This is a genomic window from Enterococcus ratti (genome assembly GCF_001886195.1).
Lineage (GTDB): Bacteria > Bacillota > Bacilli > Lactobacillales > Enterococcaceae > Enterococcus_B > Enterococcus_B ratti.
This window is the reverse complement of sequence record NZ_JXLB01000009.1, coordinates 81,579-100,416: the sequence shown is the minus strand read 5'-3', so window position 1 is coordinate 100,416 and position 18,838 is coordinate 81,579. Positions and strand designations below refer to the sequence as shown.

Annotated in this window: 12 protein-coding genes and 1 pseudogene; 1 reads left to right on the top strand and 12 read right to left on the bottom strand. The window is 36.4% G+C overall.

Translation table 11 applies throughout. The annotated features are described in order from the left end of the window. Window positions 1-152: 152 nt before the first annotated feature. The 5 genes from RV14_RS05925 to parE form a co-directional block, all read right to left on the bottom strand. Complete coding sequence (locus tag RV14_RS05925) at window positions 153-1,079, bottom strand: manganese-dependent inorganic pyrophosphatase (protein WP_071855375.1); 927 nt, start codon at window positions 1,077-1,079, stop codon at window positions 153-155. An 86-nt stretch (window positions 1,080-1,165) separates the two neighbouring features. After that, the gene (pflA, locus tag RV14_RS05920) at window positions 1,166-1,927 is read right to left on the bottom strand and encodes a pyruvate formate-lyase-activating protein (RefSeq protein WP_071855374.1); all 762 of its coding nucleotides are present in this window, start codon (window positions 1,925-1,927) and stop codon (window positions 1,166-1,168) included. Window positions 1,928-2,164: 237 nt separating this feature from the next. Next, window positions 2,165-4,396, bottom strand: a complete 2,232-nt coding sequence (gene pflB, locus RV14_RS05915; RefSeq protein WP_071855373.1) for a formate C-acetyltransferase — start codon at window positions 4,394-4,396, stop codon at window positions 2,165-2,167. Between the two features lie 274 nt (window positions 4,397-4,670). Continuing rightward, window positions 4,671-7,121: a DNA topoisomerase IV subunit A gene (gene parC, locus RV14_RS05910; RefSeq protein WP_071855372.1), complete on the bottom strand. Its 2,451-nt coding sequence runs from the start codon at window positions 7,119-7,121 to the stop codon at window positions 4,671-4,673. Between the two features lie 11 nt (window positions 7,122-7,132). Then, window positions 7,133-9,160 carry a DNA topoisomerase IV subunit B gene (gene parE, locus RV14_RS05905; RefSeq protein ID WP_071855371.1) on the bottom strand — a complete coding sequence of 676 codons (2,028 nt, stop codon included), beginning with the start codon at window positions 9,158-9,160 and terminating at the stop codon, window positions 7,133-7,135. Window positions 9,161-9,551: 391 nt separating this feature from the next. Between parE and plsY the strand changes: the two genes are divergently transcribed. After that, complete coding sequence (gene plsY, locus RV14_RS05900) at window positions 9,552-10,196, top strand: glycerol-3-phosphate 1-O-acyltransferase PlsY (RefSeq protein ID WP_071855370.1); 645 nt, start codon at window positions 9,552-9,554, stop codon at window positions 10,194-10,196. 139 nt (window positions 10,197-10,335) lie between these two features. On the opposite strand, the pseudogene RV14_RS05895 reads toward plsY, so the two are convergent. The 7 genes and pseudogenes from RV14_RS05895 to topA form a co-directional block, all read right to left on the bottom strand. Further along, a pseudogene (locus RV14_RS05895) lies at window positions 10,336-11,211 on the bottom strand (aldose 1-epimerase family protein). A 162-nt stretch (window positions 11,212-11,373) separates the two neighbouring features. After that, window positions 11,374-12,165 (bottom strand): GTP-sensing pleiotropic transcriptional regulator CodY, encoded by a 792-nt coding sequence (gene codY, locus RV14_RS05890; RefSeq protein WP_071855369.1) that lies wholly within the window; start codon window positions 12,163-12,165, stop codon window positions 11,374-11,376. 15 nt (window positions 12,166-12,180) lie between these two features. Beyond that, on the bottom strand, window positions 12,181-13,581 hold the full coding sequence (gene hslU / locus RV14_RS05885; RefSeq protein ID WP_071855368.1) for an ATP-dependent protease ATPase subunit HslU: 1,401 nt from the start codon (window positions 13,579-13,581) through the stop codon (window positions 12,181-12,183). Between the two features lie 11 nt (window positions 13,582-13,592). Next, window positions 13,593-14,141, bottom strand: coding sequence for an ATP-dependent protease subunit HslV (gene hslV / locus RV14_RS05880; protein ID WP_071855367.1), 549 nt, complete (start codon window positions 14,139-14,141; stop codon window positions 13,593-13,595). Between the two features lie 38 nt (window positions 14,142-14,179). Beyond that, window positions 14,180-15,079: a tyrosine recombinase XerC gene (gene xerC, locus RV14_RS05875; protein ID WP_071855366.1), complete on the bottom strand. Its 900-nt coding sequence runs from the start codon at window positions 15,077-15,079 to the stop codon at window positions 14,180-14,182. A 316-nt stretch (window positions 15,080-15,395) separates the two neighbouring features. Then, window positions 15,396-16,739, bottom strand: coding sequence for a methylenetetrahydrofolate--tRNA-(uracil(54)-C(5))-methyltransferase (FADH(2)-oxidizing) TrmFO (gene trmFO / locus RV14_RS05870; RefSeq protein WP_071855365.1), 1,344 nt, complete (start codon window positions 16,737-16,739; stop codon window positions 15,396-15,398). Between the two features lie 19 nt (window positions 16,740-16,758). Next, complete coding sequence (topA, locus tag RV14_RS05865; protein ID WP_071855364.1) at window positions 16,759-18,837, bottom strand: type I DNA topoisomerase; 2,079 nt, start codon at window positions 18,835-18,837, stop codon at window positions 16,759-16,761. Window position 18,838: the final 1 nt, after the last annotated feature.

The window sequence follows — 18,838 nt, the reverse complement described above, 5'->3', positions numbered from 1 at the left end:
TTTTTTCCTTCTCATTTCAATATTTTTATTTACTGTAAATGAAAGAGGTAGGATAAACGTCTAGTTGACTTTACCTTACCTCTTTTGCATGAAGGAATCCAGCCCAATATTTATTTTACGCTTGGCTGACATTCCTGTTCTTTCTTAAAAGCTTAATTAAAGACTGCTGTTAATTGTGGCACTACTTGTTTTTTACGTGAAACGACCCCTTTTAATAATGCACGGTTGTTCATTAATTGGACTTTGAAAGCTTCTTCTACTTTTTCCAATTCTCGACCAGCTACTAAAAGCTCAGAATCACTATCTAAAATGTTTGTCACGATCAGAATAAACAAGTCATACCCATTTTTAGACATTTCATTAGTCATTGCTTCTTCTAATTCCTTTTGACGCATCATCACTTCATTAAGGTCGACTGTATTGACTTGTGCAATTCGTACATTTGAACTGCCCATTGGAAAACTTTTTGCATCAAGGTCAAGTAACACAGCCGCTGTTTTATCACTAAGATTCGTTCCCGCTTTTAACATTTCTAATCCATAACTTGTCAAATCAACACAAGCAATCGCTGCAAGCTCTTTGGCTGCTGCTTCATCTTCTGATGTACAAGTTGGAGATTTCAATAACAACGTATCTGATAAAATAGCAGATAGCATGATCCCAGCTATTTCTTTAGGAATTTCTATTTGCTTTTCTTTATATAATTTCAAGATGATTGTGCTCGTGCAGCCAACCGGTTCTGCACGATAGTAAAGTGGATTTGCTGTTTCAAAATTCGCAATGCGATGATGATCGACAACTGCTAAAATTTCAGCTTCTGCGATATCCGATATACTTTGTTGAAATTCATTGTGGTCCACCAGCATAACTTGTGCCCCTTCTTCTTTGATCGAACGGACTACACGAGGTGTAGCAAGTTTAAAGAAATTTAGCGCATATTGTGTTTCCTCGTTAGGAGTACCTAAAGCCACAGCTTCTGTTTCTTTTCCTAATTGATTTTGCAAATAGGAAAAGGCGATTGCCGCTCCAATAGCATCAGTATCTGGATTTTGGTGACCAAAAACTAAAATTTTTGACATGTATCTCGCTCCTTTGTGATTTCTCCTATTTAATAATAGCAAAAAACGGAAAAGAAGCAATACTTATCTTCTTTTTCCGTTTTTTACTACATCTTAAGATATCCCTTATAATTTTCTGTATGAAGCAGCCGTTTAGCATTTTCGACTCTTTCTTTTGTTGGTGGTTCAATTCCTTCTAACGGGTAGTCTAATCCAAGTGTTTTCCATTTGTATTTTCCCATTGTATGATAAGGCAAAATTTCTACTTTTGCTACATTAGACAAAGTCTTAATAAATTTATCCAAGCGAATTAAATACTCATCATAGTCACTGCGTTTAGGTACTAAGACATGCCTGATCCATACTGCTTTATCAATTGTAGAAAGATACTGAGCCATTTCTAAAATATTTTCGTTTCCCCAATGTGTCAACTTCTTATGTTCTTCATTGTCAATGTGTTTAATATCAAAAAGTAACAATTCGGTATATTTCATCAATTCTTGAAAGCGAGAAAAGAATGGTTCATCACGCGTAAATGGTTTACCACATGTATCTAAAGTAGTGTGTATTCCACGTTCTTGAGCTTTTTTGAATAATTCAATTAAAAAATCAATTTGCAATAAAGGTTCTCCACCACTCACCGTGATGCCACCTTCTGATCCCCAATAAGAACGATAACGTTCTGCTTGATCTAGCAGTTCATCTGCCGTATATTCTTTGCCACCGCCTATATTCCATGTATCAGGATTATGACAAAATTCGCAACGCATGCGACACCCTTGCATAAAAATAACAAATCGAATACCCGGACCATCAACAGAACCGAATGTTTCGATCGAATGAACGTAACCAATTGTTTTTTCTTCCATAAGAATCACTTCTTTTCCTTGATTTCAGTTTATTTCAAAATATACCCAATTTATTTACTACTAATGAAAAAACGAGAGCAAGGACACGTACTGTCCTGCCCTCGAACTGGGCAAAAAGTATTTAATTAAAAGAGCTTACGAAAATTTGTACATTTATCCTTCTTAAACACAGAATCTAATTTTTTGTACGCAGTAATCCACACTCTTGATACAGATTAATCTTTTTGCTATTTTTTATTACATTCTATTGTGAGAAGTTCGCATCAATACATCTAATTGCTGTTCTCTCGTCAAGTCACGGAATTTCACTGCATATCCTGAAACACGAATCGTTAAATTAGGGTATTTCATTGGATTTTCCATAGCATCACGTAACAAGTCATTGCTAAATACGTTAACATTTAAATGATAAGCTCCTTTAGAGAAGTAACCATCTAATACATTGCGCAAATTGCTAATTCGAGTATCTTCATCTTTTCCAAGTCCTGAAGGATTAATTGTTTGGGTATTAGAAATACCGTCACGAGCATAAGCATAATTAATTTTAGCAGTCGAATTCAAACTTGCTAGCAAGCCATTTTGTTCAGCGTTATAACTTGGATTTGCTCCGGGAGCAAGAGGTTTACCAGCTTCGCGCCCATCAGGAGTATTTCCAGTGTTTTTACCATAAACAACGTTTGATGTAATAGTCAACAATGAAGTGGTAGGTGTTGAATTACGATATGTTTTATGACGCTTGATTTGAGTCATAAAATATTCTAATATCCATTCTGCTAGTTCGTCCGCTCGATCATCATCATTTCCATATTTAGGGAAGTCGCCAGTTACTTCAAAATCTACAGTTACTCCTTTTTCATTACGAATTGGTTTTACTTGTGCATATTTGATTGCTGCTAAACTGTCAGCCGCATGTGAAATACCTGCAATCCCTGTAGCAAACGTACGCTTCAAATTAGAATCCATCAAAGCAAGTTGCGACGCTTCATACGAGTATTTGTCATGCATATAATGGATAATATTTAACGTATTGACGTATAATTCAGCTAACCAATCCATCACATTCATATATTTATGTTTTACCTCATCAAAATCTAAAACATCAGAAGTAATTGGTCGGTATTCCGGTCCCACTTGTGCCCCAGTTACTTCATCTACGCCACCATTAATCGCATACAATAATGCTTTTGCTAAGTTGGCACGTGCACCAAAGAACTGCATGTCTTTCCCAATAACGGTTCCAGAAACACAACAAGCAATTGCGCAGTCATCTGAACCCCATTGTTCGCGAAGCAAATTATCATTTTCAAACTGGATCGAAGAACTTTCAATCGCAATTTTACTTGCATAAGTTCTAAATCCTTCTGGTAAATGTTCAGAGTACAAAACAGTTAAGTTGGGTTCTGGTGAAGGCCCCATGTTTGTCAATGTATGCAGTAGACGGAAATCATTTTTTGTTACTAACGAACGACCATCTAACCCCATACCAGCAATCGAAAGCGTCGCCCAAATCGGAAATCCAGAGAATAATTGATTATATTCCGGTGTGCGAGCAAATTTTACCATGCGTAACTTCATCACTAAATGATCGATTAGTTCTTGAGCTTCTTTTTCTGTAATTACACCATTGTCTAAATCACGTTGAATGTAAATATCTAAGAAAGCAGAAATACGTCCAATAGACATTGCTGCGCCGTTTTGTGATTTGATTGCTGCTAGGTAACCGAAATACAACCATTGAACAGCTTCTTTTGCATTTGCAGCTGGTTTAGAAATATCATAGCCATATTTTGCAGCCATTTCTTTCATCTGAGCTAACGCACGATATTGTTCTGTAATTTCTTCGCGTAGACGGATCACTTCATCGCTCATCGTATGGTAACCTGTCATATCGTGGTCTTTTTTCTTTTGTGCCATCAAGTAATCAATTCCATATAATGCTACGCGACGATAATCGCCAATGATACGACCACGACCATAAGCATCTGGAAGTCCAGTAATAATCTTGTTTTTACGGGCTGCACGCATTTCAGCAGTATACGCATCAAATACTCCTTGATTATGCGTTTTTCTCCATTCAGTAAAGATATGTGTTAATTCATCGTTAGGTGTATAGCCATTGCTTGTTAACGCATTATTTGCCATGTTGATACCGCCAAAAGGCATAAACGCTTGTTTCAACGGTTTATCCGTTTGCAAACCAACAATTTTTTCTAAATCTTTATCTAAATACCCCGCATCATGCGAAGTAATAGTTGAAACAATTTCTGTATCCATATCATAGACACCGTTGCGCTCAAATTGGATATCATTTAGTTTTTGTAATTCTTCCCATAATTTTTCTGTTGCTTCTGTTGGTTTTTCTAAAAAGCTATCGTCTCCACGATATTCAGTGTAGTTATTTTGAATAAAATCTCTAGTGTCTACACCTTCTTTCCATTTGCTTCCTTTAAAGCCCTTCCATTGTTCCATTATATGATCCTCCCATTTTCTGTTTTATGTAACAGTTTTTACGTGATTAGTATAACACAGTATCATAACTTTGCAAGGGTTTTCTTGTTTTTTGTTTAACAAAAAATAGGATTTTTTTTTATAGTTTTATCTAACTATTGATTTACCAATATTTATATATTGTGAACACTTTCGTATTTTTACTTTAGCACATTTAGACTTTTTTAATAAATAAAAAATAAAACCTTTTCTGTGTTAGTACAGAAAAGGTTTTTACAAAAAAACATTATAACAGTTACTCTTCACTCATTACTTTTGGAGAATCAATCACACGGATAACTTCTCCTCCTTTTTTTTCGTCTATCACAAATGAGCCATTCGATGTACGATCACCAATTGGATAGTCGGTGGGGTTAATAATTAACTCTTGACCTTTTTGATTAATAATTGTTCGTTCTTTGGCATTTCCTTCCGACATATAAATGATACGATGCGGGTTTTTCTTTAATTCTCGTAAAACTGTTACTCCACGATTGGCACGAGAAGTTTGATTGATTTCTTGTGCTAGCATTCGTTTGACGGCGCCACGCTGTGTAACAATTACAATTGGCGTATCGCCTGGAGCAAGCACTAATAGTCCATTTACAACCGTATCTTCTTCTTTGAGATTAATGGAACGAACACCTGCTGCTTTGGCTCCTACTACAGGAACTTCTTTCAGTGGATAGCGTAAACCCATTCCTTGATAAGTGACTAAAAAGACATCTAAATCCGTTTGACTTTCTTCAAGGTAAACAGCTACTAGTTCATCTTCGTCACTTTTTAATTTCATTCCGCTAAGCGGGCGACTCTTGTACGTACGCCACGGTTCAAATTCAGTCATTCGTGTTTGTTTAATCCAGCCATTTTTACTGATAAAAACTAGTGTTTTCTCAGCTTCAATTTGCTTGTAAGGAAAAACAGCTAAAATAGATTCATCAACAGAAAGATTCAAAATGGTTTGTGAAAGATGTTCACCTGCTTCTTTCCATTTCAAGTCAGGTAATTCGTGAACTGGACGATAAATAACGTTTGCTTTATTCGTAATGAGCAACAGATGATCCAACGTATTCAATTCATCAGAATATAAAAGATAATCTCCTTCTCGCATGCCGGTTTCTTCCAATTTTGATGCGCTATAAGAACGTAGGCTCGTACGTTTTACATATCCTTCTCTCGTTACACTGACTATCACATCTTCTTGTGCGACTAGTACTTTCGTGTCAATTTTAATTTCTTCGATTTCATCTTCGATCGTTGTTAACCGAGCATTTGCATATTTTTTCTTAACTTCTCGAAGTTCTTTTTTCATCACTGTAAACAGCTCTTTTTCGTTTGATAGAATTTTATTCAATTCAGTAATTTGAGCAATAAGCTGTTCGGATTCTTGACGTAATTCCGTAATGTCGGTATTTGTCAAACGATACAACTGTAATGAAACGATTGCTTCGGCTTGTTCTTCTGTAAATTGAAAAACCTCTACCAAGTTTTGCTTAGCATTCTTTTTATCTTTGCTTTCTCGAATCGTAGCGATGACTTCATCTAAAATCGACAAAGCCTTCATTAATCCTTCAACGATGTGCTGACGCTTTTGAGCTTTTTCTAAGTCAAACTGACTTCGTTTTGTAATCACTTGCTTTCGATGATTAATATAACTGCTTAAAATTTCTTTTAGTCCAACTTGATGCGGCGTCATATGATCAATGGCGACCATATTAAAATTGTAATTAATCTGAAGTTCCGTATTTTTAAATAGATAGTTTAAGATTCCTTGAGCATTTACATCTTTTTTTAGCTCAATGACAATTTGCAATCCCGTACGATCACTTTCGTCTCGAACTTCGGCAATGCCATCTATTTTTTTGTTCAACCGAATTTCATCCATTTTTTTGACTAGCGTCGCTTTATTCACTTCATAAGGAATTTCAGAAATTACAATTTGCTGTTTATTTCCTTTAATGGCTTCAATTTTTGTTTTTGATCGTAAGATTACTTTTCCGCGTCCGGTTTCATAAGCTTTTTTAATCTCATTTTTTCCTTGCAAGATTCCGCCAGTCGGAAAATCTGGTCCCGGAATATACGCCATTAGTTTCTCTAAACTTGCTTGTGGATGATCAATGAAATAAATCGTGCCGTCAATCACTTCGGCTAAGTTATGTGTAGGAATTTCAGTTGCGTAGCCAGCTGAAATTCCTGTTGAACCATTTACCAAAAGATTAGGATATCTTGCAGGTAAAACAGTCGGTTCTTTTTCTGTATCATCAAAATTCCAAACGAGATCCACTGTATTTTTTTCAATATCTGCCAGCATTTCGCCACTTAATTTTGATAAGCGTGCTTCGGTGTAACGCATGGCAGCTGGAGGATCACCATCCATACTTCCATTGTTGCCGTGCATTTCTATCAGAACTTCTCTTAATTTCCAGTCTTGGCTCATTCGAACCATGGCTTCATAGATACTGCTATCACCGTGCGGATGATAATTTCCCATGATATTTCCTACAGATTTTGCTGATTTACGAAACCCTTTATCAAAAGTATTGCCGTCTTTATTCATGGCAAAAAGAATTCGTCTTTGTACGGGTTTTAAGCCATCACGGATGTCTGGCAAAGCTCTTTCTTGAATAATATATTTTGAGTAACGTCCGAAGCGGTCACCCATTACTTCTTCTAGGGTTAGCTCTTGTACTTCTTGACGATCTTCCATCAGGTGACCTCCTATTTTCTTACTATTTCCGCTTGTTTTTCTTCGTCAAATAATTCATTTGAATTGGAAGAACTATTTTTGGCGTCTTCTTTTTTATCGAGAATGCTGCCATCTTCTTCTAATGTAAATTGTACGTGATTTTCGATCCACTTACGTCTTGGTTCAACTTTATCTCCCATTAACGTCGTCACTCGACGTTCTGCTTGAGCAGCATCATCGATTCTTACGCGAATTAATGTCCGAGATGCAGGATCCATAGTCGTTTCCCACAATTGTTCTGCATTCATTTCCCCAAGACCTTTGTATCGCTGAAGCATGTAACCTTTACCGATTTTTTTGACAGCAGCTGCTAGCTCATCATCCGTCCAAGCGTACTCAATGATTTGCTTTTTTCCTTGTCCTTTAGAAACTTTGTATAGAGGCGGTAACGCAATATAAACTTTCCCAGCTTCAATTAAAGGCTTCATGTAACGATAAAAAAAAGTAAGTAGCAAGACTTGGATATGCGCTCCATCCGTATCTGCATCGGTCATGATAATAATTTTGTCATAATTACAGTCTTCAATGGAAAATTCCGGTCCTACTCCAGAACCGATCGTATATATCATCGTATTGATTTCTTCATTTTTCAAGATGTCTTGCATTTTTGCTTTTTCTGTATTAATTACTTTTCCTCTAAGGGGCAAGATGGCTTGAAATTTACGATCTCTTCCTTGTTTAGCAGAACCACCAGCAGAATCTCCTTCCACTAAATACAATTCATTTTTTCTCGGATTCCGTGATTGGGCTGGCGTCAATTTTCCTGAAAGCAAGGACTCGCCTTTTTTTCGTTTTTTGCCATTTCGACTTTCTTCCCGAGCTTTTCGAGCTGCTTCTCGGGCTTCGCGAGCTTTTATCGCTTTTCGCACAAGCATTTGACTCATCTCGCTGTTTTCTTGCAAGTAAAAACCCATTTGTTCTCCAATGACGTTATCTACTACAGTACGTGCCACAGGTGTTCCGAGTTTTTCCTTTGTTTGCCCTTCAAATTGAAGTAAATGTTCAGGAACTCGAATGGAAAGAACGGCTGCTAGTCCTTCTCTAAAGTCACTGCCTTCGAGATTTTTATCTCGGTCTTTTAATAATCCTACTTTCCTCGCATACTCATTGTAGGCCTTCGTCATAGCAGTCTTCATACCGATTTCATGCGTCCCGCCGTCTTTTGTTCGAACATTGTTTACAAACGACAACAGATTTTCTGAATATCCGTCATTGTATTGATAGGCAACTTCAACTTCAATTCCATCTTTTTCACCAGAAAAATAAACAACAGGAGTCAAGGTATCTTTTTCTTCATTTAAATAGGAAACGAATTCTTTAATTCCTTCTTCATAATGGAAAACTTCCTTACTTGGCTCTTCTGTGCGCAAATCAGCGAGCGTGATTTTTACTCCTCTTAAAAGAAAAGCTGATTCTCTTAAGCGTTCTGATAAAATTTCATAAGAAAATTTAGTGGTAGAAAAAATAGTTGCATCAGGTAAAAAATGTACGGTTGTTCCATTCTTTCTCTTAGTTTTCCCGACTTTTTTCAATGTACCGTCTGGTTTTCCCCCGTTACTAAATTTTTGCTGGTATTCAACGCCATCACGCACGATGGTGACAATCAACCATTTTGATAAGGCATTCACGACGCTTGCGCCTACTCCATGAAGGCCACCAGACGTTTTGTACCCTCCTTGACCGAACTTTCCACCGGCATGTAATACAGTAAAAATAACCTCAACTGTTGGAATACCGGAAGCATGCATACCGACAGGCATTCCGCGTCCACTATCTGCCACAGTGATACTGTCGTCTTCATGGATCGTTACACTAATTTCATTTCCATAGCCGGATAAAGCTTCATCGACCGCATTATCGACAATTTCATAGACTAAATGATGTAAGCCCCGGCTATCAGTTGACCCAATATACATTCCCGGTCGTTTTCTAACTGCCTCTAATCCTTCAAGCACCTGGATAGATGCATCATTATATTCGTTCTTTACTTTTTTTGCCAAGGCAAACGCTCCTTCAATAATACTTACGGTAAAAACCGCACCACGATAATCATACTAGAAATACACATGAAAAAAAAGAGGTTAAGAAATAATTAAAAAAGTCACGAGACTTTTTTAGCTACGCCTTTTCTATTTATCTTTTTACTTAACATATCTTCTATTATGTTTCATTTTTTATTCAATGATTTAGCTTATTTGTTCTAAGTTATAGCTTTAGACGTTCAGCAATTATTTTTACTTTGTCCAAACACACAGATACGTTCCTCGTACTAGTTTTTGTATAAACGTGCTAGTCTATTTGCTTTCATCAAGTCAATGATTTTTCCATTTGTTCCCATTCTTTATTCATGCTAAAATGAAAATTAGTTTTGAACTTGAAAGAGGTAGTACAATGAAATTGATTTTATTATTTATAACAGCCTACCTTTTAGGCTCGATTCCGTCAGGCGTTTGGATCGGTAAATTATTTTTCAAAAAAGATATCCGTCAACATGGTAGTGGCAACACTGGCACGACTAATACCTTTAGAGTATTGGGAAAAATAGCCGGCACAATCGTCTTATTTATGGATATCTTAAAAGGAACCTTAGCAACTTGTCTACCGCTCATTTTCCATGTGCCAGCCAGTAATCCTCTTTGGTTTGGTGTATGTGCAATTTTAGGTCACACTTTTCCTATTTTTGCGGGCTTTAAAGGAGGAAAAGCTGTCGCAACAAGTGCAGGTATGCTATTGGGATTCAATCCACTATTTTTTATTTATTCCTGTATTATTTTTGTTGTTGCTTTATTTTGTACAAGTATGGTCAGTCTAGCAAGTATGGTCAGTGCTGCATTGATTACATTATCTACGATCATTCTTCCTTATATTGCTCCTAGTATTTTGCCTGATCAAAATTGGTTGTTGACGCTCATTGCCTTTTTGGTTTCATCGTTTATCTTTTATCGACACAAAGACAATATTAAACGAATCAAAAACCATACGGAAAGCCGAATACCTTTTGGTTTAAATAGCAGCAAGGGAAAAAAACAGCGTTGAGATAAAAACAGCTGACTGTAAAAAAGCAGTCAACTGTTTTTTGTTTCTTTTGAGTTCTAGCAAAACGGTATGCCTTTTACTGCTTTTGACCGTGAAATAGTGCCGGTCGTATGAATTTTATTACAACGCATTTTCTTTTTTATTTTACAGTAATTGAATATTTGGTCTTAAAGATTTCATGGGCGCCTAACTGGATGATTCCGACTTTTTCCATTAAATTTCCTGTACTGTCTATTGTATCTGCTATACCACACCAAGGTTCAATACACACAAAAGGTGCTTCCTTTGGATACGGTGACCAAATACCTACATAAGGCATGTTTTTATAGCTCAAAGTCACACTACGATTTGATTTTTCACTGCGAATCGCAAAAGCATTTAATCCTTTAGTTTCAAAAACTAATGCATCTTGCTTAAACAGTTGACGCATCAACGCTAGATTTGTATTAGTTTGGCCAAGCGTTTTTTGTTCCATATCAATATAAGGACCTTTTAAAGGCAAACGCAGTCTTGATTTTCTTGGAGAAAATGCCAAATAGAAATCATCAAACTTTAATCCTTCTTCCAGAGGAACATTAAATGCTGGATGTCCGCCGATGGAAAAGAACATTTCTTCTTCTCCAGTATTGATTACTTGATAACGGACAGTAATTCCGTCGCCGCCTAGTTCATAAGAAACGACTAATTCAAAATCAAAAGGATAGTTTCTTTTGGTTTCTGACGTACTTTTAAGTACAAAGCCAGCTAGTTCCTTTTTCTATTCGATCACTTCAAAATCCATGTCTCTTGCAAAACCATGCTGTCGCATATCATAAGTTTTGCCTTGATAGGTGTACTGATCATTCTTTAAGCGACCAACAAAAGGAAAAAGTACTGGCGCATGTCTTCCCCAATAAGTTGGATCTGCTTGCCAAATATATTCAAATGCCGTTTCCTTTGACTTTAAACTGATTAATTCGGCACCATGTTCAGCAATTTCAGCAATCAATTGGTCATTTTGAATGATTACGGTCATGATAATTCCTCCATCGTTGAATCTTAAAACCTGAGAAAAAATGACTCAGGTCCTAAAAATCATCTAAATTTTTTTCACGTAGAAAAACTGGCTTACAAGAAAAATGAGTATTTTTTCAACTACCTCGACAAGCAAAAAAATTTTTCCTAAACAATCACTTAATTAATAACTGTGTTTTGTCAGCTCTTCTTTAAATTTAGCATTCAGGACTTTTAAATAAGTTCCTTTCATTCCAAGAGAACGTGATTCAATAATTCCAGCCGATTCTAATTTGCGCAGCGCATTGACGATCACAGAGCGGGTAATTCCTATTTTATCAGCGATATTTGAGGCTGTTAATCGTCCCTCATCTCCTTCTAGCGCTTGAAAGATCGCTTGAACCGCCTTTAATTCGCTGTACGATAACGTACTGATAGCCATTTGTACAGCAGTAGCACTTCTTACATCCGCTTCAATACTACGAGATTTTTGATAAAGAATCTGCATGCCAACAACGGTTGCTCCATATTCAGCTAATACTAAATCGTCATCTGTAAACACCTGTTCGATTCTTGATAAAATAATCGTTCCTAAACGTTCTCCCGCACCAAAAATAGGTACAACTGTGGTTAACCCAAAAGGATACTTTTCTCTTGCTTCAAAAGGAAAAGCAGTCATTTCGCTGCTAATAGGAATATTTGCTTCTGTTTTATTTAATTGATCCACTGTATCTGTATAAACATCAGGAAATTGTTTTTCAACAAACATCATTTTTATTCGTTCGTTATTGACATCATGTCGTTCATCATAGCCTAGTAATACACCTTCATTACTGATGATATAAACATTACTATCTAAAACTGCACCTAGAGTAACAGCCATTTTATCGTAAGGTAAATCTGCACGCATATCAAACGTATTTTTTTGCTGCAATAATTTATTTATATTGCGGGTTTTTGTCAATAAATCCGTCATTTTCTTCCTCCGATTTTATAAAATAAAACGACTTAAATCCTCATTTTCCACGATAGATCCTAATTTTTCCTCAACATACGCTTGTGTAATGGTGATCTCACCCATTTGCATGTCAGATGCTTCAAATAATAAATCTTCCAATAGTTTTTCAAGTATTGTATGCAATCGTCTCGCACCTATATTATCCGTATCACGATTTACATCATAGGCAATTTGAGCAATTTTCTCAATTGCTTCTTTGGTGAACGTCACGGAAACATTTTCTGTTCCAATTAAAGCTACGTATTGTTTAATCAATGCGTTATTTGGTTCTGTTAATATTTTAATAAAATCTTCTGCAGTAAGATCGTCTAATTCAACCCGAATCGGAAAACGACCTTGCAATTCTGGAATTAAATCACTCGGTTTAGACAAATGAAAAGCTCCTGAAGCAATAAACAAGATATGATCCGTTTGAATAACGCCATATCTGGTATTTACTTGTGAACCTTCCACAATAGGCAAAATATCTCTTTGAACGCCTTCTCTTGATACTTCACCGGATTGTTGCGATTTAGAAGTAATTTTATCCATTTCATCAATAAAAATGATTCCACTTGATTCCGCTAATTTTATGGCTTCACTATGAATATCTGCATCTTTTACAAGTTTGGCAGATTCTTCTTTAATCAATAGCTCTAATGCTTCCTTCACAGTTACCGTACGCTCAATTTTTTTCTTTGGTGTTAATGCACCTAATGTTTCATTTAAATCAATGCCCATTTGTTCTAAGCCATTATTCATCATCGATACAGGTTTCTTTTGTTCTTCCACTTCAATTGTGACTTGTCGATGATCAAGCAGACCTTTTTGCAATTGTTCAAGGATCGTTTTACGATTCACACGAATTTCTTCTGTTACTTCTTCTTGAGGTTCATTTGTATTTTTTTGTGCAGCATTGAACAAATTCATCATTTGCTCGAATTGATTTCCTGTTTGCTTTTGTTCTTTTTTAATTCCTGGTACTAAAACTTTGACTAGCCGTTTTTCTGCATTTTTCTTGGCGTTTGCATAAACTCGACTATATTGCTCTTTTTCAACAATTTGAATCGCATTTTCAACTAAGTCACGTACCATTGATTCCACATCTCGACCTACGTAACCGACTTCAGTAAATTTAGTTGCTTCTACTTTAACGAATGGCGCATGAACAATTTTCGCCAATCGGCGGGCAATTTCTGTTTTACCCACGCCTGTTGGTCCGATCATCAACATGTTTTTAGGTGTAATATCTTGTTGCATTTTTTCATCTAATTGCAATCGGCGATAGCGATTACGCAATGCAACAGCTACTGATCGTTTTGCTGCTTGCTGACCAACAATGTATTGATCTAGTTCACTTACAATTTGTCTTGGTGTTTGTTTTAATTCAACCATTCTTTTCACCTCTATAATTCTTCTACAATAATATTATGATTTGTAAAGATGCAAATATCTGCGGCAATATTTAAGGCATTTTCTGCAATCTCTTTGGCACTCATCTCGTTTTGCGTATAATTTTTCATTGCTCGAGCAGCAGCTAAAGCAAAATTACCACCTGAACCAATTGCTAAAATCCCATCATCTGGTGCAATTACTTCTCCTGTTCCTGAAACTAATAACATTTCTTTTTTGTTCATCACAATTAACATCGCTTCTAATTTTTGCATAGATTGTTGTGTTCGCCATTCTTGTGCTAATTCGACTGCTGCTCTTTGTAAATTACCGTTGTATTCATTTAATTTGCCTTCAAATTTTTCTTCTAACGTAAAAGCATCGGCTACACTTCCAGCAAAGCCCACGATTACTTCATCATTATAGATGCGACGAACTTTTCTAGCACTACCTTTCATTACAACAGATTCTCCCATTGTTACTTGTCCGTCTCCTGCCATTGCAAATTTTCCGTCTTTTTCAACTGCACAGATGGTAGTTGAATGAAATGGTGATTCTATCATAATTATTTCCTCCTTGTTAACATTTGTTCATTTTCTTATCATGCTCTTGGATGAAAAGAACGATAATTTTTTTGTAAGCTTTCTTTTGTCACATGAGCATAAATTTGTGTAGTAGACAAATTTGCATGCCCTAACAACTCTTGAACAGTCCGCATATCCGCTCCATTATTTAATAAATGCGTAGCAAAAGTGTGACGAAGCATGTGCGGATGAATTGATTGATCTAAGCTACTTTTTTTCATCAATTGATTCAATACATATTCGATCCCCATTGGCGTGATTGGTTCGCCATGATGATTGATAAAAACAAACTCATGATTTTTATGGTACTTATCCATAAGCACCTTTCTCCCTTTTTCAAAATATTCGTACAATGCGTCTTGAGCAAATGATCCCATTGGTACATAACGTTCTTTGTTTCCTTTTCCATGAATCAGTATCACTTCTGAATCAAAATCAATTTCTGATTGTTTCAAATTACTGCACTCACTCAAACGAATACCTGAACCATAAAGGACTTCTAATAAAGCGCGATCTCTTAAGTTCAACGGCTTTTCACTTGACACGCTGTCAAATAAAGCTTGCATTTCATTTTCATAAAAAAAACGCGGCAGCTTTAAATTTTTCTTTTTAAGATGAACATAGGAAAACGGGTTTTCTTTTACCACTTCTTCTTTTAAAAGGTATTGATAAAATGAACGCAGGCTGGCAATCTTACGGCTGATTGAGTTTCTGCTATATCTCTTCTGTGTGAGTTCACTTAAATACACACGAACATCTAAATGAGTGATTTTAAAAAAATCATCCTCCCCAGAATTTACCAAAAATTTTTTGAAATTAGTGATGTCTTCTTCATAGGCTTTTCGAGTTTTTTCAGAATAACCACGTTCCACAATTAAATACCGTAAAAATTTTTCTTCCCATGTTAATTCTGACATTTTAGCACCTTCCTTTTTGTCCCAGTGATAAATTTAGCACAGCCATATAAAAAAAACAAATAAATTGTCAGAATTTAACCAATATTTCTAAGTTTGTTCACAATTAGAACAATTACTTTCATAAAATCTTTCGTCGGTATCCACCATCATTTATTTTAGACGATTATTACCACGAATAATAAAAAAATGCAACAACTATCAATCAATTATTGATAAGTTGCTACATTTTAGTTATTTTGATCATCTTATTGCACCTAAATAAGCGCGTTTTCTGTCCATACAGTCGCTTTATCTTATCAATAGAACACTCGTTGCTTTATTGATGAAAAACTTCTTTTTCATTGTTTAATTCTTCGCTTGCTAATTCTTTTTTGACTTGTTCATTTGCTGCCAGTGCTCTTTGTGCAATGGCTTCATAGCGCATTTTTTTATCACGAAGTTGTTCAGGTAATTCAGGAAATAGACCATAATTCGCATTCATTGGTTGAAAATATTTGCCTTTTGCGTGTGTAATATAATACGCCATACTACCAATCGCTGTTTCTCTTGGAAATTCAATGGGTTCCATTTCTTTCGCTAGGCGAGCGGCATTAATTCCTGCTAATAGACCACTTGCTGCGCTTTCAACGTATCCTTCGACACCTGTCATTTGTCCTGCAAAAAACAAGTCGGCACGTTTGATTGACTGATACGTAGGTTTTAACAATTCTGGTGAATTCATAAAGCTATTGCGGTGCATGACGCCATAGCGAACAAACTCAGCATTTTTCAAACCTGGAATCATGCGAAAAACACGTTTTTGTTCCCCCCATTTTAAATGGGTTTGGAAACCAACGATATTATATAGCGAAGCGGCCGCATTATCTTGTCGAAGCTGAATTACCGCGTAAGGTCGCTTGCCCGTTTTTGGATCTTCTAAGCCCACTGGTTTCATCGGCCCAAACAACATGGTTTTAAAACCACGCCGAGCCATCACTTCGATTGGCATACATCCTTCAAAATATTTTTCTTTTTCAAAAGATTTAAGCTCTGCGACCTCTGCAGTAATCAGTGCTTCATAAAATGTTTTAAATTCTTCTTCTGTCATTGGACAATTTAAATAAGCGGCCTCTCCTTTATCGTAGCGTGATTTTAAGTAAACTTTTTCCATATTAATCGTTGCTTTATCGACAATGGGGGCTGCTGCATCGTAAAAGTAAAAACCATCCGAACCATTAAATTCTTTGATATTTTCGGCTAATTGCTGAGAAGTTAAAGGTCCTGTTGCAATAACAGTGATTCCTTGCGGGATATCTGTTATTTCTTCATGTACAACTGTCACTAGTGGATGTTCTTTTACTTTCCGAGTAATCGTCTTAGAAAAAGAATCACGATCGACCGCTAAAGCACCGCCAGCCGGAACAGCTGTTTCATCTGCCGAAGTGATTACTACCGAATGCAAACGGCGCATTTCTTCTTTTAACAACCCGACGGCGTTGGCTAAACTATTCCCTCTTAAAGAATTTGAACAAACTAACTCGGCAAAATGGCTTGTATGATGCGCCTCTGTTGATTTTACTGGGCGCATTTCATATAAATGAACAGGAACACCGGATTGAGCGATTTGCCATGCAGCTTCGCTTCCAGCCAACCCTGCACCTATAACATTAACAGTTTTCAATTAAAGTCCTCTTCTCCCTTTATTTTTGGATATCTTCTTCATAATCTCCATTGATACAAATGACTTGTTTTCCACCTTTTACTTTTTTCTCAACTAAATATTGCCCACATTTTGGACAGTTTCTGCCGACTGGCTTATCCCATGAAGTAAATTCACATTCTGGAAAACGCGAACAACCGTAAAACAGGCGATTTTTCTTAGATTTACGTTCAATAACTTGCCCTTCATGACAAAGTGGACAAGTCACCCCAATCTCTTTTACAATCGGTTTTGTATTTCTACAATCAGGAAAATTACTGCAAGCGTAAAATTTACCATACTTTCCTAATTTTATAACCATTGGATGTCCACAAATGTCGCAATCAAATCCTGCTGGTTCATCTTTAATTTGAATTTTTTCGATTTTTTCTTCTGCATTGGATAATTCTTTTTCAAATGGTTTGTAAAAACGATCTACCACTTGTATCCATGCTTCTTTTCCTTCTTCGATTTTATCTAGATCTCCTTCCATTTCCGCAGTAAAATGGATGTCTACAATTTGAGGGAAAAATTCACAGATTAATGAATTGACAATTTCACCGAGTTCAGTCGGCTCAAAACGTTTTTGCGTCAATTTAACGTAGTAACGTCGTTGAATCGTATCAAGCGTTGGTGCATAAGTAGATGGTCTTCCTACACCATTTTCTTCCAATGTGCGAATCAAAGTCGCCTCACTAAATCGCGCAGATGGTTGAGTAAAATGTTGTTTTGGTTCGATCTTTACAGATTGAACAACATCACCTTCTATAAGCTCAGGTAAGATATTTTCTTTGTCCTCTTTACCATCATCTCTGCCTTCTACGTATACTTGCATAAAGCCTTTAAATTTTACTTTCGAACCGTTAGCAATAAAAATAACGCCGTTTTGTTCTAAAGTGACTTTCATGGTGTCTAAAATAGCTGGAGTCATTTGACTAGCTACAAACCTCGACCAAATTAAAGTATATAATTTTAATTGATCTTTATCTAAATATTGTTTAATCGCTTCTGGGGTTCGTAAAACGCTTGTAGGTCGTACCGCCTCGTGAGCATCCTGAGCACCCTGTGCATTTTTAATTTTATGACGAGCATGGCTAGAGAACTCTTTCCCATAAGTTTCGTCAATGAAATCAGCAGCTTCTGCTTTTGCTGTATCAGCAATACGCGTAGAATCTGTACGCATGTAAGTGATCAAGCCAACCGTTCCTTGTTTCCCCAGATAAATTCCTTCATACAATTGTTGTGCGACCATCATTGTTTTGCGGGTTCTAAAGTTTAGCTTTCTAGCTGCTTCTTGTTGGAGACTACTTGTTGTAAATGGATTGGCTGGATTTCTTTTTCGCTCTTTCTTTTCAACTTTTTGAACTGTAAAATCTTGTCTGTCGATTCGCTCAATAATTTCTTTCACGGATTGTGCATCCGGTAATTTTTTCTTTTTGCCATCGATTCCCCAAAAATTTGCTTTAAATTTTTTCCGTGCTTTCTTGAAGTTTCCATCAATACTCCAATATTCTTCTGGAATAAATTCACGAATTTCTTTTTCACGATTAATGATAATTTTTAAGGCAACGGATTGGACTCTTCCTGCACTCAAGCCTTTTTTAACTTTACGCCATAAAATCGGACTAATGGAGTAACCTACCAAGCGATCTAAAGCTCGTCGTGCTTGCTGAGCATCCACTAAATCAATATCGATCTTTCGCGGTTCCTTAAATGCAGCTTTAACCGCTTCTTTTGTGATTTCATTAAAGACGACGCGATTTTTTTCTGTTAAATCTAATCTTAGCAAATAAGCTAAATGCCAAGCAATTGCTTCCCCTTCTCTATCCGGGTCACTTGCAAGATAAACTTTTTGCGCTTTTTTAGCTGCTGATTTTAAACTTTTTATCACATCGCCTTTTCCACGTATTGAAATATAATGGGGCTCATAATTGTTTTCTACATCAATTCCCATTTTACTTTTAGGTAAATCACGTATGTGACCGACACTAGCCATCACTTTATAATTACGTCCAAGATATTTTTCAATGGTTTTGGCCTTTGCAGGCGATTCAACGATCACTAGATATTTATATGCCATT